The following is a 15,805-nucleotide window of genomic DNA, read 5'->3' on the forward strand; positions in this document are numbered from 1 at the left end:
TATATATGAAAAACAGGGAGATCCCCGCTGAATTACGGGGAATCTCCTTTGTTTGGATATTAGAAATTGGAAATAGAGAAAAGGCGTGTTCTGTATTTTAGCTGTTTAACTTAACTATGAAAATCATAGAACATGTTTAGGATTAATAATTAAATTATAGGTAAGTGCAAATGAGAAAAGTTGGATTAATATTGCTGTCGGCAGTATTATTGTTCGGATCTCCCGATGTTTATGCCAAAAGGGGGAAATCTAAAAAGTCTAAAAAAACGGAAGTTTCGAAAGATTCTTCAGTGAAAAAAGAGAGTAGCAAGTACAAACGGACTTTTAAGACGAAAGCTTGTGAAACGGCGAAAGGTGATTTTCTTACATTACATTGGACTAAAGGGAAAATCTATTTTGAAATGCCTGTAAAATATCTGGGTCGGGAAGTTTTGATTGCTTCTACTATCTCAGGTGCGAGCGACACAGATCTCGGGATGATCGGGTACAAGCCTAAACCGCCGATGCATGTGAAATTTGTCAAGATGGACAGTCTTATCTGTATGTCGAAGGTAAATGTCGCTCCACGATATGATGAAGGAGATGCAGCAATGAAAAAGGCTATTGGTATCAGTACTTTAGATCCGATTCTGAATACAATGCCTGTTTTTTGCTATACTCCTGACAGTTCGGCGGTTGTATTCGATATGACTACTCTTTTTACCGGATCGAACGACCAATTATCTCCTATGTCGAATGGCGGTGGTGTAGTAAGTGTTTCAGGTACTTTCAATTCTAAAGCTTCGACTGTGACAGGAATAAAAGCATTTGAAGACAATGCTTCTATCAAATCGTATATGTCTTATTCGGTTTCGACAAAACTGATGGGTATGTACATATTATCACAGAATGTTCCGGTGACATTTCAGGTAACCCGTACGATTCTGCTTTTACCGGAACAAAAAATGCGTCCTCGTGTTTCAGATTCGCGAATAGGTATTTTTAATACAAACCGTTTGAATTTTGATAAAAATGAAGATTTTATCAAAACCTATTCGATGATTCATCGTTGGAATTTACAGCCTAAAGATACTGCGGCTTATTTACGCGGTGAGTTGGTAGAACCGGTGAAGCCGATTGTTTTTTATTTAGATGACGCTTTTCCTGCAGCTTGGGCTAAAGGTGCGCGTATGGGTATTCTTCGCTGGAATAAAGCATTCGAAAAAATCGGTTTTAAGAACGTGATTCAGATTCTTGATTTCCCGAAAGATGATCCTAATTTTGATCCAGACAATTTAAAATATTCTTGTATTCGTTATGTTCCGGCACGAGTTATGAATGCTATGGGGCCGTCATGGGTAGATCCTTCTACCGGAGAAATTATCAATGCATCGGTATTGGTTTATCATGATGTGGTCAAACTGTTAAATCAATGGCGTTTTGTACAGACTGCACAAGTCGATGAAAGAGCTCGGAGTAAGAAAATGGATGAAGATATGATTACCGAATCTATTGCCTATATTTTAGCTCATGAAGTTGGACACTGTCTCGGATTTATGCACAATATGGCAGCATCTGCCGCTTTCCCGGTCGATTCTTTACGTTCGGCAAGCTTTACCCAGAAATACGGAACTACGCCTTCTATTATGGATTATGCCCGTTTCAATTATGTCGCTCAACCGGGAGATAAGGGGGTCAAACTTACTCCTCCCGATTTAGGTGTATATGATTATTATTTGGTAGAATATGCTTATAAACCGATCTTTAAAGCAAAAGATGAGATGGAAGAGATTCCGTATCTCGAAGCTATGATCGATGCAAAAGCAGGAGATCCGCTTTATCGTTACGGAAGACAACAAGTTTCAGGCCGTTATGATCCGAGCGCCGTGGAGGAGGATCTTGGCGATGATGCGATCAAGGCATCCGATTACGGTGTAAAGAATTTGAAATATATTCTTGCTCACATGAATGAATGGATAACAGATGAAATGGATCCGGACGGTTCATACCGGGAGATGACTTATGAGAACTTGGCTAAACAATATGACCGCTATTTCCGCCATGTTATGTTGAATATCGGAGGAATTTATTTGACCGATTTGAAAGCCGGTACTCCGGGCGAAAGAGTTCGGGCAGTAGAAAAATCGAAACAAAAGGCCGCTCTTAAATGGGTGATAAACGAGTTGAAAAATTGTGATTGGTTAGACAATGAAGAAGTGACAAAGAACTTCGGATTAAGAGTTGGATTAGCTCCGATTATGAGATACTATACGGGACTTGAATTATTTAACTCATATAGCAATGTTATTTTCTCGTCTCATATTGCCGGTAAAGAGGGATATTCTCCTAAAGAATACTTTGATGATCTTTATTCTTTGGTTTGGGAAAGTGCCATAAAGAAAAATCATGTACCCGAATCTGACCGTATGTTGCAACGTCTTTTCTTGGAAAGAGCTGTTTATGTAGCAGGTAAAGCAACCAAACCTTTGCAAAAAGTAGGATTGACCGACGAAAATAGTGTTGCTGCGGCTTATGCTCCGTCTGTTGACGAGATTATCACTATGGGATTGGATGAAAGCGGAGTTGTAGAACGCTATAAAGATGTCTTGCGTGAATTGGAAATGAAAGAAGGTTCAGGTGTTGTCGCACGCAAAATGGCTCAAGATGAGATCGGCTATGGCTACGGTTGGCAATATAGAGTAAATTTGAGAAGTATAGATAATTCGAAAGATCTGTTATTCGGTCAACTTTTACGTGTTCAATCTTTATTGAAGGCACGAATGGGTGCTGTCGATACCGATACAAAAGCTCATTTTAAAGCTATGCTGTATTTAATTGAAGAAGCTTTAGATGCAAGATCTAAATAAATAGGTTTTGAACGGTTCGGAAAGGAAATAAGAATTTCTTTCCGAACCTGACCTTTTCCTAAACTATGCAAGATTTGTAAGATTGTAGGTTATATCGTTCCGGATACTGAAACCTGAACTGATTCCGGATTCTAATTTTATGTAAAATAGTCGAACATGTTTTCTCTGAACGGGGAAAGATTATAAAAACTCAGAAATTATATGTTATACACTTTTGTTCTGAGACGGTGGTTGAAGAGAGTTTTGCTGTTATCTGTTTTAATGATGATAACCAGCTTAATCAATGCTCAAACCCCTCCTAAAAATGAAAATAAACAAACTTCAGATAAGAAAGAGCAACCTAAAACCCAGCGTGTTACGGTTATCGGTACGGTACTTGATAGTAAAGAAGAGCCGTTACCGGGGGTTGTTGTGAAAGTAAGAGGAACAACACAGGCGGTAGCTACGGATGTTGACGGGCGGTTTATCATACAGATTCCTAAATCGGATAAAGACATATTTCTTGATTTTTCGTTTGTAGGTATGTTGCCGCATTCTATTAAGGTTGTAAAGCCTGAACGTAAGTTAATTGTTCACTTAAAAGAAGATAATGTCGCTTTAAGTGAGGTTGTGGTAAATGGTTTTTTTGCGCAAGATAAGAAAACTTTTACGGGAACTGCGACGACGTTACAGCGTGATGATTTGTTGAAGGTTTCCAGTACGAACGTTTTGAAAGCGATTACGGCACTGACCCCTAATATGAAGATTGTAGAGAATAATGTAGCGGGGTCAAATCCTAATGTAGTTCCTGAACTGATAATTCGTGGTGCTAACTCTTTGGCTATTAGTGGAGAGCAGGGAATTAATAACCCGTTGGTAATATTAGATGGAGTAGAGATTTCTATGGAAGAGCTTTATGATATGGAGATCAATGAAATAGAATCTGTTACGATATTAGAAGATGCTTCGGCTACGGTACTTTACGGTGAACGGGCTGCCAACGGTGTAATTTTGGTAGAACGTGTCAGGGCAAAGGATAGTAAAGTGCGTTTACGTTATAGTTTTACTCCGACATTTGCTTATGCCGATCTTTCTTCGATGAACTTGACCAATGCCGATCAGAAGTTGGAACTGGAACGCCTTGCCGGTCTTTATGATACCGATGATGGTTCTTTAGATCAGGCATATGCATATAAATTGGAAAATATTCGGAAAGGGATCAATACAGAGTGGTATAAAGCTCCGTTGCGGTTCGCTTTCAGCCATTCCCATTCTTTGACACTTACCGGTATGGGGCAAAATTTATCTTATTCGGCGGGACTTAGCTTTAGAGATACTTATGGTATTATGAAAGGAGACTATCGTCGTAATTACGGATTCAATATAAATTTCGGTTATCGGTTGACTGATAAGTTGACTATCTCTTTTACCGGAAGTTATGGATTGGGCGGAAGTAAGAGTTCTCCTTATGGAGATTATTCCACATATAGTAAAATGAATCCGTATGAACCGATTTATGATGAATACGGGGAATATATCAAAGAATATTATTTCGATCCTTTCGATCCTTCCGGATCAGAAAAAAAAATCGAAAATCCTTTGTATAATGCGACTTTATCGAGTTTTAGTAAAAATCAGAGCCGGAATATGAAAAACTCGGTAATGATACGTTGGGATATCGTACCTCAATTCTATGTTACCGGACAAATAAATTATTCTTCAGATTACAGTCAGTCCGATGTATATGTTTCTCCGGATGATTCTCAATATCTGTCAACGGTAAATCCTGCCGAAAAAGGTTCTTATACGATCTCCGGAACAAATAATTCGGCATGGGACGGAAAATTTACAGCCAGTTATAGAAAACAGTTTAAGGATGTCGGGTTTTCTGTTAACGCAGGTTGTTCAAGTATATCTTATAAATACTCCAGTGATTTTTCTGCACAAGGGATCGGGTTTATGAAGGATAATTTGAATGACATTAAATTTGCTATGGGATATACCAAGAATGGAAAACCGAGTGGTGATGAGAATATCAGCACAAGTGTAGGATTTTATGGAAATACGACGATCGTTGTTTTAAAACGATATATTATAGACGGGAATCTTTCTTATTCGGGAAATTCTTCGAACGGTGCAAATAAGCGTTTCGGACCGTTCTGGTCGGTTGGTGCTCGTTGGAATATCCATGAAGAGAAATTTTTTAGAAAGAGTTGGCTGAATGATTTGAGCCTCCGTTGGAATATGGGATCTACGGGAAATGCCGGGTTTAGTGCAAAACAGGCGGTAACCCGATATCAATATGATCAGGATAATGATTATTATACAGGAGTCGGTGCTACCCCGATAAATATGGGAAATCCGTTATTGAAGTGGCAAAAAACCTTGAAGAATACATTTGCGATAAATACTCGTATGTTTCAAGATCGCCTCTCGTTTAATTTTAGTTTCTATTTAGATAAGACTTTTGATATGTTAGTACCCATCGATTTGCCTCCTTCGGTCGGGGTATCCAGTGTGAAAGTCAATATGGGAGAATTATTGAATAAAGGACTTAGTTTTAGTTTGTCCGGAAGAATTTTGCAAACAAAAGACTGGTATCTGAGCTCTTATATCAACGGGTCTCATAATTTCGATAAAATAACGAAGATCAGCGATGCCTTGGAAAAAACCAATCAAGGAGGAGATACCGGGACTAAACCTAAACTTCTTTACAAAGAGGGCGGTTCTCAGTATGATATATATGCTGTGCGTTCTGCCGGTATCGATCCGGCTACTGGGCAGGAAATTTTTATTACCAAGGATGGACATTATACTTTGAAATATAATGAAGATGATAAAGTTGCTGTGGGAAATGAAAATCCTATATTGAAGGGAAGCTGGGGAATGACATTGGCGTACAAAGGATTCGGATTGAATCTTACTTCGAGCTATACGTTTGGCGGAGATATTTACAATTCGACGATTGCCGATGCTGTTGAGAATATTGATCCTTATTTCAACGTTGACGTTCGAGCTTTTACCGATCGATGGAAACAACCGGGAGACCATACGCGTTTTCTCGGATTGGGTGAGAAAAAAGAGACCTATCGTTCTGAAAGGTTTGTAGAAAAGAAAAATGAATTTTATCTGTCGAATATAACTTTCACGTACGAGTTGCCTAAGTCGTTTCTGAAAAAAATCAAATTGGAGAGATTAGTTGTCGGAATTGCTTACGACGACGTATTCAGAATTTCGTCGGTAAAAATGGAAAGAGGTACTTCATATCCTTACCAACGAAGTCTGAATCTTATATTCCGACCGACTTTCTGATAAACGTGTTGTCAATTTATTTTATCAAAGAATATGAAAACAATAAAATATATCAAACTCCTGCTTTGTGTGACGGTATTGCCGTTGTTGTTGGCAAGTTGTGCAAATTTCTTGGATGTTAATCCGAAGGCGGAGGTGCTTGATAAAGATCTTTTTGAAACGGATGAAGGTGTTGAGGATGCTCTTTATGGGGTATATACGACTTATCGGTCTAATGAGATTTATGGAAAATATATATCCATACTTTATCCGGAAGCTATGTCTTTAAATTTTTCCGCAAAAGGCGGTGGAGGCTTAGACTACCTTGCTCATGCCGATTTTGAGAATGCTTCTGCACGTTCTTTGTGTAATGCTACATGGAAAAAATCTTATCAGGCTATCGGTTATGTAAATAATATAATACAGAATTTGGAGGCAATCAGTCCGACAAAGTTCAGATATTATAATTTGTATAAGGGAGAAGCTTTGGGACTGCGGGCAATGTTGCATTTTGACTTACTAAGGCTATTTGCCGTGGATTATAATGCTAATGACAGGGAAGCTTGGAATAAAGCTATACCTTATGTCACGCGTTACTCCTATGATATCACTCCATTTTATACGGTAGGTGAGGTATATAATAAAGTGATAAAGGACTTGAAAGATGCTGAAGTTTGTTTAGAAGAGGATCGGCAGTTGGTTCAGGCAGAACGCACTAATATCGGTAGTTCTTTTACCGATTGTCGGGTTATTCACATGAACCTTTATGCTGTACAGGCTCTTTTGGCTAGAGTATATTGGATGAAACAGGATATGGATAGTGCAGCAATTTATGCCAAGAAAGTAATCGACAGTCAAAAGTTCCCGTTGATGACATCTTCTGATTTTGTTCAATTCGAGAGGGGGGTGTTAAATATGAAAGAGACGATTTTCGGACTTTATGCACCTACCTATGCTTCAAATTGTTATTCGATATTCGGGAAAACAGGCAGTACGGACATGTTAACGTTAAATCCTGATTATGAAAATTGGTATAGAGATACACAAGGACCTACACCGGAAGGTTCTGATTTACGTTTGTCTGCATGGTTCGGTTCTACATTGGAGGTAAGTCCGGCTTGTGTGAAAATGATCAATTCGATGTTCGATAGCGGTTCTACCGATTCACAATATTCAGGAGATTCGTATCTTGGAGTAAGTTTGATTCGAGTTCCGGAGATGTATTATATCATGGCAGAGGCATTGCTTGAAAAAGATCCTCAGCAAGCGATGGCTTATTTTGATAAGGTGATCGAATCGCGAGGCATGGTCAAATTTGCCGATCGTGCCGAGGGCGGAATTACAGCAGACGATATTTATATTGAACGGCGAAAAGAATTTTATGGAGAAGGGCAGCAGTGGTTCAATATGAAGCGTTTGAAGAAAGATATTCAGATCAGCGAGTCGAATATACTGGACGGTCGTTTGGATAGAAACTATAGAATGTTGATCCCGAATGATGAGGATTTGCGTGATAATTATGAGTAAATTCATTATAATATAGAGTAAAGATATGGACAGAATAAAAAAATATGAAACAGGAATAGTCGGGAGTTTTTTACTGTCGCTGCTTTTGCTGTTCAGCTCTTGTCAGAATACGGGTCTTATGTATGATGTTTCTCAGCCGGGTACTGTGTACTTTGTAAAAACAGCATCGGCCGATGCTCCGGTGTGTTCGTTTGTTTTTGAAGCTGAGGATGAGATAACTTATGAAGTCCCGGTAAAACTGATGGGGATGCCTTGCAATTATGATCGGGAATTTGTAGTGACATTAAAACAAGATACAATGACTACGATAAAGGCGGGAGGTGTCAGCTATCCTGTCGAAACAGCCGAATTGGGAAAAGATTTCGATATGGGAAATTTGATTATACCAGCAGATTCTATCATGGGAAAAATCGTATTTACATTGCATCGCATTCCGGAGATGCAAAATACCTATCGAAGTGTGTTGATGGAAATCGGTACGAATGAAAATTTTATACCGTTATACGGAGATTATTATCGGTTCTTTATATCCGATGGTGATGTGCCTCTTCCGACATGGTGGAACAACGGAGGTACAGGTACGGGACTCATTGAAGGGTGGCAAATGTATATCGGTAAGTTTTTCCCGGAAAAATTCAGGCTGATGCTTGAATATTATTGGGATATGGAGGAAACACAACCTGAATTTTATGAAGAAGCTGTAAATAAGTATGGCAAATATCTGGATAAAGAGGGTATTACGGCCGGATTTTATCAAAAAGACAATCCTGCTGTCTGGGCTAAGTATGTTCTGATCCCGTTGTATGAGCATTATAAGGCGAACCCTATTCCGAATGATTGTCCTTTTGCCGAGTCCGGCAATCAAGGCGAGTTTTGGCGTGATCCGGTTGCGTTGTACAGATGATATTATTTAATTGTAAAATATTTTTCTTATGCGGAAAATTAATATATGTTTTTTGATACTGCTGTTGTTGACAGGATGTTACGGTGTGGAAGAGCAAGAACTGACTCCGTTGGCAGAATTGACAATCGGTAATCCTACCGATGTGATTAATGCCGATTTGGGGATCGAATTGGTTTTTGATGCTCAGGTATCCAGTGCAAATGACCAAACGGTAAAATATGAATGGGCTTATGGCACTCCGAACCCGTCTTCTTCGGCTGTATATCCTATAAAAGGTGATCTGAAAGTAATCTCGACAGATCCTAACATAAGATATACGTTTACCCGTGTCGGCAATTATATTATGCGGTTGAAGATAGATAACGGCGAGTCGATTGTCTTCAAATTCTATACTTTAAATGTCAATTCGGGGTTGGACGAAGGTATCTTGATCTTGAATACCGATGATCAGGATCATAGTTTGTTGACATTTATTAAAACCCGAACTCCGGAAGAGGAAGAAGAAGGAGCGCAGGAAATATATGAAGATATTGTCGGGATGATAAATCCGGGTATTGAAATAACAAAAGGTGTCGATCTTTATATCGCCAATAAGAATTCAGAAGGTAACTATCCCGATCTGGTCGTTTCTTCGGCCGATGACAAAGGTTCGATTATCAGTATGGATCCCCGGAATTTTGAATTGAAGAAAGTTTTAAAAGTCGAGGAACTTTATCCCGGTGTAAAATGCCTCAATTTTGCCGGATTTTCTTCGTCTGCCAGTGGCCGATATACGATGATGAACGGAACGGACGGAGCCATTTATCGGTATGACCTGTTGACAAATGATGTTGCGCTTCGTACGGATTCGAGAAATTTAGGGGTCGAAAAAGCTTATTATGGCACATTTGATGACGATCATTATCATTTCTTCTATAAAGAATCGGTAATTTATGCTCCAAGCTATGCTAAGATCGATAGTACATCGGTTGCAAACGGATCGTCATTGACCGATTACAAAATCGTAAACATGGTTTTCAGAAGAAGAGGTTCAAGAGAATTATGGGTAATTACTCGTCGCAAGTCCGATAACAATATTGTATTGCACAAGATGTCCAGTACTTTTACTCAATATGCCAAACGGTTGGATTATGCTGAGACAGAACCTATGGCTATGGATGAAAATTCGGTAATGATTACCACACGGAGATCGGCGCAGATGTACTATAATTATGACAACAAGGTTTATCGTTGGGATTACGCATCCCGTATTCCGACAATAAATTCGAAGCCTGCTATTACTCCTCCTGCAGGGGAAGAAATAACTACTTTGGGACGTAGTTATGATGAGAACTATCTCTATGTAGGTACTTATAACCCTGCTAGATCAGGGAAAAAAGGAAGCCTGTATATTTACGATTTTGCGACCCAAAATTTGGTGAAGAGTTACGAAGGAATTGTCGATAAGCCTGTAAAAATTCTTTATAAATATAGGATGTAAAAGATAGAAGATTAATCAGGTCGGGCAGAAAATTTCTTTTTTGCCCGACCGTAAAAATTGACAGTGTATGAAAAAGAATTTACTAATTGCTTTGTTTGCCCTTTGTGCGTATAGTTTGTATGCTGACGGGCAGGTGGTGACTCTGGACAGCATTATGACCAGAGATGCGTATGACGATTTGTGGAAATCGGAAAAATATACTTATGACGAGAAACAACAGGTTGTGAAGTATATCAAATGGGATAATACGGGAAGCAGTCTGAAACAGGATAGTACCTTTTATCGCTATGATGCGCAGGGAAACATGATTTTTCGTGAGAAATGGACATACCCGCGTACTTCAAGGTATCTCGGATGGAAAGGCTCTTCTCGGGAAGAGAATGAATATTATGCGGATGGGAAACTTTATAAGGAAAAAAATTGGAGCTATTTTCAACCGAATGCCGATACCGAAGGGGAATGGTATGCCAATATGGGATATACCTATACTTATTATGATGATGGGAGTATTCATACTAAGTTGATGTCAAGTGGAGGCTATAAAGATGGTGCTCCGTTACCTTATAAGGATAAATTGATGTATGTTTATACCTATGACGATCAAGGACGTGTAATATTGGAAGAAACCTACGATAAAAGTGCTTCAGAAGAATGGACGGAAAAAAGTAGCCGAAAAACTTTTGAATATAGTAATGATAGACTGGAAGATGCTTCTCTTGAGTTATATGAAAATTATGAAAATGGGGAATGGATACCTTCCAGTAAGACAATCAGAGCGTTTGACGATTCCGATAATTTGACACTTATAGAGTATTGGTCTTATGATGAAACTTTAAAAAAATGGGAAGGCTCTTCGAAAATCGAATATACTTTGAATACAAAAGGAGATATACTTGGTTATTTAGATTATGGGTGGGAAAATGATAATTGGATGGTTTCAAAAAAATCGGAGAATCAATTTGATGATAACGGAAATAAAATTCTTACCCATATCTGGTTAGTTGAAGATGAAGGTAGCCTGAAAGATTTTACCGAGACGGAATATGGATATGATGATCAAGGACGGCAAAATATGTCAGCTTATTATACTTATTCGAACGGTTCGAAAAAAGGTTCTTTAAAATCTGAATATGTTTTTAATGATAAGGATCAGGAAATTGAAAAAACTACTTATCAGTGGAGTACGTTTGATAATAATTGGGAAGGGAAAAAGAAAGAAACCACTACCTATAATGAAAATGACGATATCGCATCTATAAAAGAGGATGTTTTTGACGGGTTCGAATACATGGACCAATATGTACATACATATTATTATACGGTTCATAATACCGGAGGTATTTCTGAAGCGAAGTCCGACACGATGAATTTTAAAGTTATGGTACAAACCGGTACTATACAGGTTGAAGTATCGGATGACAGCCCGGTTTCTTTTTATGACTTGAACGGTAAATTGATAAAGAGCAATAGTACGATATGTAGTTCTTTGTCGGCGGGTGTATATGTTGTAAAAGTCGGTGTTAATGCTGTTAAAGTAATGGTCCCTTAATTATTATTTCGAGAAGAATAGAGCCAAAAAGTCCGGATATATTATCGGATTTGGATAGGCTTTTAAAATAATACATCGCAAAAATAAATTTGAGAAAAGCGTAATGAATTAGCATAAATAGCTTTCGTTACGCTTTTTTTGTATTAAGGCATAGAAAACCTTATTGTAGCCAAATTGCACAGAAGTCCGGTCATCGGTTCATTATACTCTATGAGAGGGTGTAGTAGATTTCATCGTTTTTCTGCGCAATGGAAAAACGAAAGAATAAAATTGTAATATACTCATTACGCAGAAATACAAAAAAGCGCTGTTCTTCATAAACGATAAATGGTGCTTTTTTGTAACTTTATAGCCTATTTTAATCGATTATACATTCAAAAATGGAAATAGAAAAATTACAATATTTATCAGATGAAATTTTAGATGAGTTGTTGATAGTATGGGAAAAGTCTGTACGTAGTTCTCATCATTTCTTAAAAGAAGAAGATATAGAATATTTCCGACCTTTAATTCGAAATCAATATTTTCCGGCAGTTGAACTTTTTGTAATACGAAATGAAATCAGACAAATTGTCGCTTTTATGGGGTTAAGTGATGATATGTTAGAAATGTTGTTTGTACTGCCTGAAGAGCAAGGATATGGTTATGGCAAAGGATTAGTGGATTATGCGATCAACAAATGTAATATCTATAAAGTAGATGTGAATGAAGATAACGAACAGGCTTATCAATTTTATTTGCATATGGGGTATGAAGTCATAGGACGAGATGAATATGATTCTTCAGGTAAACCTTTTCCTATTCTACACTTACAACAGCCGTCAAATCGTTGAAAGTGAAATTAATTTCCAGAGATATTTATCTGTTTTTATGAGGGTGAATCTTTTTTATCCATTTGAAAGATGGCTTCAGAGCCATACGTACCAGTAAAAAATTGATCGGAAGAATAACAATCCAAACAGGCATAGGGGCATACGCTTTGGGTACACCGAGAAATATGAATAAATTGAAACAAGATATTTGCAACAGATAGTTAATGACATGACTTCCGCAAAATCGGATTGCGTTTTTAACCGAAGGTTTGGTTTTGAATGTGTAGTAGTTCGATAATAAGAAGTTACAGACAAAACTGATAATGAATCCGGTAGTATAAGCAATGTTTAAAGAGAGAAAATTGCTTAGTGCTAAATAAATGCTATAATGTATGACCGTAATGATCGTACCGGTGACAATGAAGCGGAAAAGTTCACGGTAACGAAGCTTTTGTTTCATAAACGGCATTAATTCTAACTTAATAAATATTCGTTTTTGTGGAACTATGAATTATAAAATTCTGACAAATGTAATGTAAAAAGATTAGATACACAATTTTATTACCGATTTGCTTTATATTTTGTAGTATGATTTTTTTAAGAGCTTTTTGGAAGCTTGTTGTCGGTTGATTGATGTATCCTGTTTACAGGAATAGTTGTTAAACAGTTAATTGAATGTGGAAATTTACAATGGATTTTTTTAGAGAATTGGGAGATATGAAGTTCAATAAAAGGGCATTTCATTTTATTGCAATAAAGCCTGATCTCACCATTTACTACATCCTTCAAAATGGCTTTAATAAACTCTTGAACATCGATAGACAATATCTATAGTTCTGTTATCTTGTTTATATTCATATTTTAATTGTGAAATACGACTTTTGAGGGAGAAATATTACTGTTTGTAGATGAAGCCATCAGAAGTAATAAGGATCTGTATTAGTATCAAAGGCATAGCAACCATGAACCCCATAAACGCAAAAAGCGTGCAACTCATTGAGCTGCACGCTTTTTACTATTTATTGTTACTGTCTTTTATCGCAGTTTATTTGACTTCCTCAAAGTCAACATCGGTTACGTGATCACCGTTGTTGTCATTGTTCGGAGCTGATTGTTGCTGCTGTTGAGCGCCAGCTTGTTGCTGTGCTCCTCCTTGTTGAGCATTATACAAATCTTGGGCTGCCGATTGAAGGGCAGTGTTTAATTCGGTTGTTGCCGAATCTATGCCGACCATGTCTTGAGATTTGTGAGCTTCTTTCAATTTAGAAAGAGCACTTTCGATAGCAGACTTTTTGTCAGCCGGTATTTTATCACCCATTTCACTCAACTGTTTTTCAGTTTGAAAGATCAGAGAATCTGCGTGGTTCAATTTGTCGATACGTTCTTTTTCTTTAGCATCAGCATCGGCATTTGCTGCAGCCTCTTCTTTCATCCGTTTGATTTCTTCTTCTGTCAAACCGCTTGAAGCTTCGATACGGATGCTTTGTTCTTTACCGGTTCCTTTATCTTTTGCAGATACGTTCAATATACCGTTGGCATCGATATCGAATGTTACTTCGATTTGAGGAACACCACGCATAGCAGCGGGGATTCCATCGAGATGGAAACGTCCGATTGTTTTGTTATCTTTTGCCATAGGACGTTCACCTTGCAGTACATGTATTTCTACAGAAGGCTGATTATCTACGGCGGTAGAGAATACTTCCGATTTACGTGTCGGAATAGTCGTATTCGCATCGATTAATTTCGTCATGACGCCACCGAGAGTCTCGATACCTAAAGAAAGCGGGGTAACATCCAACAACAATACATCTTTGACATCTCCTGTCAATACAGCACCTTGAATAGCAGCACCGACAGCAACGACTTCATCGGGATTTACACCTTTTGAAGGAGCTTTGCCGAAGAATTTTTCGACGATAGCCTGTACTGCCGGAATACGAGTAGAACCACCGACAAGGATTACTTCATTTATATCAGAAGCACTTAATCCTGCATCTTTCAAAGCCTGACGACAAGGTTCGATAGTCGCCTGAATCAATTTGTCTGCCAGTTGTTCGAATTTAGCACGGGTTAGAGTTTTCACCAAGTGTTTGGGCACTCCGTTCACAGGCATAATATACGGCAAGTTTATCTCAGTAGAAGTCGTACTCGATAGTTCGATTTTCGCTTTTTCAGCAGCCTCTTTCAGACGTTGTAAAGCCATCGGATCTTTGCGTAAATCTACGCCTTCTTCTTTCTGGAACTCATCGGCGAGCCAGTCGATGATAACATGGTCGAAGTCATCACCCCCAAGGTGAGTATCACCGTTTGTGGATTTTACTTCGAATACGCCGTCTCCTAATTCGAGGATAGAAATATCGAATGTACCTCCACCTAAGTCGAATACGGCGATCTTCATGTCTTTATTAGCTTTATCGAGCCCGTATGCCAAAGCTGCGGCAGTCGGCTCGTTTACAATACGTCTTACGTTCAATCCGGCGATTTCTCCGGCTTCTTTAGTCGCTTGACGTTGAGCATCGTTAAAATATGCCGGAACGGTAATAACGGCTTCGTTTACTTCCTGGCCTAAATAGTCTTCGGCTGTTTTTTTCATTTTCTGAAGAATCATAGCCGAAATTTCCTGAGGAGAATAAAGACGTCCGTCAATATCGATTCTCGGAGTATTGTTTTCGCTCTTGACAACCTTATAAGGAACACGAGCTATTTCGGAAGCTACTTGATCATAAGTTTCTCCCATGAAACGTTTAATGGAGAAAATCGTACGTGTAGGGTTGGTGATCGCCTGACGTTTTGCCGGGTCTCCGACTTTACGTTCACCTCCGTCTACGAATGCGACAATAGAAGGAGTCGTTCTACGACCTTCGCTGTTCGCAATAACAACCGGTTCTGAACCTTCCATAACGGAAACACAAGAGTTGGTTGTTCCTAAGTCTATTCCAATAATTTTTCCCATCGTAATTATTTTTTTAATTGTTTATATTCTTGATTTTAATTTGTATCGTTTGTCTGATCGGAGTATTGATTTATCCGTACCTTTTAAACGGTAGCACAAGTAGTGTATCAAATCATGTGCCAGAAAAAATGAGTTTATGTTTCCATTTTTTTGTCAGTTTGTACGGCTATTTTACCAAATATTTGTCATATTTTTCTGTCGAATTGGCAGAATTTAAGTAAAAAATAAATTCTATATTCATTCTTTCATCAGGGTTGACCGGATAGATTTCTAACAAATTCGGAAAGAAATAGTTTACACCGGAACAGCCTGTTTTTTAATTTGGTATTTGTCGTGAAAATCATTTACGATATGTCGGACGGAACTGATATGGAAATGTTTTAAATCACGAGATTGAGATTAACGGATAAACGCTTTTCTGAAGTCGGTGGAATCGTAAAGAAGTCTTGGACGTATTGAAA

At 38.2% G+C, this 15,805-nt stretch carries 9 protein-coding genes; 7 read left to right on the forward strand and 2 right to left on the reverse strand.

What is annotated here, in order from left to right:
* Nucleotides 1-170: 170 nt before the first annotated feature.
* The 7 genes from AC1WHX_RS04865 (at nucleotide 171) to AC1WHX_RS04895 (ending at nucleotide 12,409) form a co-directional block, all read left to right on the forward strand.
* A complete protein-coding gene (locus tag AC1WHX_RS04865; protein ID WP_122337712.1) occupies nucleotides 171-2,846 on the forward strand; it encodes a zinc-dependent metalloprotease in 2,676 nt (891 codons plus the stop codon).
* 201 nt (nucleotides 2,847-3,047) lie between these two features.
* A complete protein-coding gene (locus AC1WHX_RS04870) occupies nucleotides 3,048-6,137 on the forward strand; it encodes a SusC/RagA family TonB-linked outer membrane protein (protein ID WP_302546337.1) in 3,090 nt (1,029 codons plus the stop codon).
* A 33-nt stretch (nucleotides 6,138-6,170) separates the two neighbouring features.
* The gene (locus AC1WHX_RS04875; RefSeq protein ID WP_009317709.1) at nucleotides 6,171-7,643 is read left to right on the forward strand and encodes a RagB/SusD family nutrient uptake outer membrane protein; all 1,473 of its coding nucleotides are present in this window, start codon (nucleotides 6,171-6,173) and stop codon (nucleotides 7,641-7,643) included.
* 25 nt (nucleotides 7,644-7,668) lie between these two features.
* Nucleotides 7,669-8,547, forward strand: a complete 879-nt coding sequence (locus AC1WHX_RS04880) for a DUF4843 domain-containing protein (RefSeq protein WP_270214379.1) — start codon at nucleotides 7,669-7,671, stop codon at nucleotides 8,545-8,547.
* A 28-nt stretch (nucleotides 8,548-8,575) separates the two neighbouring features.
* Entirely contained in the window at nucleotides 8,576-10,027 is a 1,452-nt protein-coding gene (locus AC1WHX_RS04885) for a hypothetical protein (RefSeq protein ID WP_022601426.1), read from the forward strand.
* Between the two features lie 67 nt (nucleotides 10,028-10,094).
* Nucleotides 10,095-11,576 (forward strand): T9SS type A sorting domain-containing protein, encoded by a 1,482-nt coding sequence (locus tag AC1WHX_RS04890; protein WP_270214378.1) that lies wholly within the window; start codon nucleotides 10,095-10,097, stop codon nucleotides 11,574-11,576.
* A 380-nt stretch (nucleotides 11,577-11,956) separates the two neighbouring features.
* Nucleotides 11,957-12,409, forward strand: coding sequence for a GNAT family N-acetyltransferase (locus AC1WHX_RS04895; RefSeq protein WP_278585680.1), 453 nt, complete (start codon nucleotides 11,957-11,959; stop codon nucleotides 12,407-12,409).
* 25 nt (nucleotides 12,410-12,434) lie between these two features.
* On the opposite strand, the gene AC1WHX_RS04900 is transcribed toward AC1WHX_RS04895, so the two are convergent.
* Nucleotides 12,435-12,848, reverse strand: a complete 414-nt coding sequence (locus AC1WHX_RS04900) for a GtrA family protein (protein ID WP_044261709.1) — start codon at nucleotides 12,846-12,848, stop codon at nucleotides 12,435-12,437.
* 585 nt (nucleotides 12,849-13,433) lie between these two features.
* A complete protein-coding gene (gene dnaK / locus AC1WHX_RS04905) occupies nucleotides 13,434-15,344 on the reverse strand; it encodes a molecular chaperone DnaK (protein ID WP_009317642.1) in 1,911 nt (636 codons plus the stop codon).
* Between the last annotated feature and the right edge of the window lie 461 nt (nucleotides 15,345-15,805).

It is taken from the genome of Coprobacter sp., assembly GCF_982436375.1.

Bases quoted from the DNA above. Each gene is read 5' to 3' on its own strand.
- AC1WHX_RS04865 (WP_122337712.1), top strand. From the start codon at position 171: ATGAGAAAAGTTGGATTAATATTGCTGTCGGCAGTATTATTGTTCGGA.
- AC1WHX_RS04870 (WP_302546337.1), top strand. From the start codon at position 3,048: ATGTTATACACTTTTGTTCTGAGACGGTGGTTGAAGAGAGTTTTGCTG.
- AC1WHX_RS04875 (WP_009317709.1), top strand. From the start codon at position 6,171: ATGAAAACAATAAAATATATCAAACTCCTGCTTTGTGTGACGGTATTG.
- AC1WHX_RS04880 (WP_270214379.1), top strand. From the start codon at position 7,669: ATGGACAGAATAAAAAAATATGAAACAGGAATAGTCGGGAGTTTTTTA.
- AC1WHX_RS04885 (WP_022601426.1), top strand. From the start codon at position 8,576: ATGCGGAAAATTAATATATGTTTTTTGATACTGCTGTTGTTGACAGGA.
- AC1WHX_RS04890 (WP_270214378.1), top strand. From the start codon at position 10,095: ATGAAAAAGAATTTACTAATTGCTTTGTTTGCCCTTTGTGCGTATAGT.
- AC1WHX_RS04895 (WP_278585680.1), top strand. From the start codon at position 11,957: ATGGAAATAGAAAAATTACAATATTTATCAGATGAAATTTTAGATGAG.
- AC1WHX_RS04900 (WP_044261709.1), bottom strand. From the start codon at position 12,848: ATGAAACAAAAGCTTCGTTACCGTGAACTTTTCCGCTTCATTGTCACC.
- dnaK (WP_009317642.1), bottom strand. From the start codon at position 15,344: ATGGGAAAAATTATTGGAATAGACTTAGGAACAACCAACTCTTGTGTT.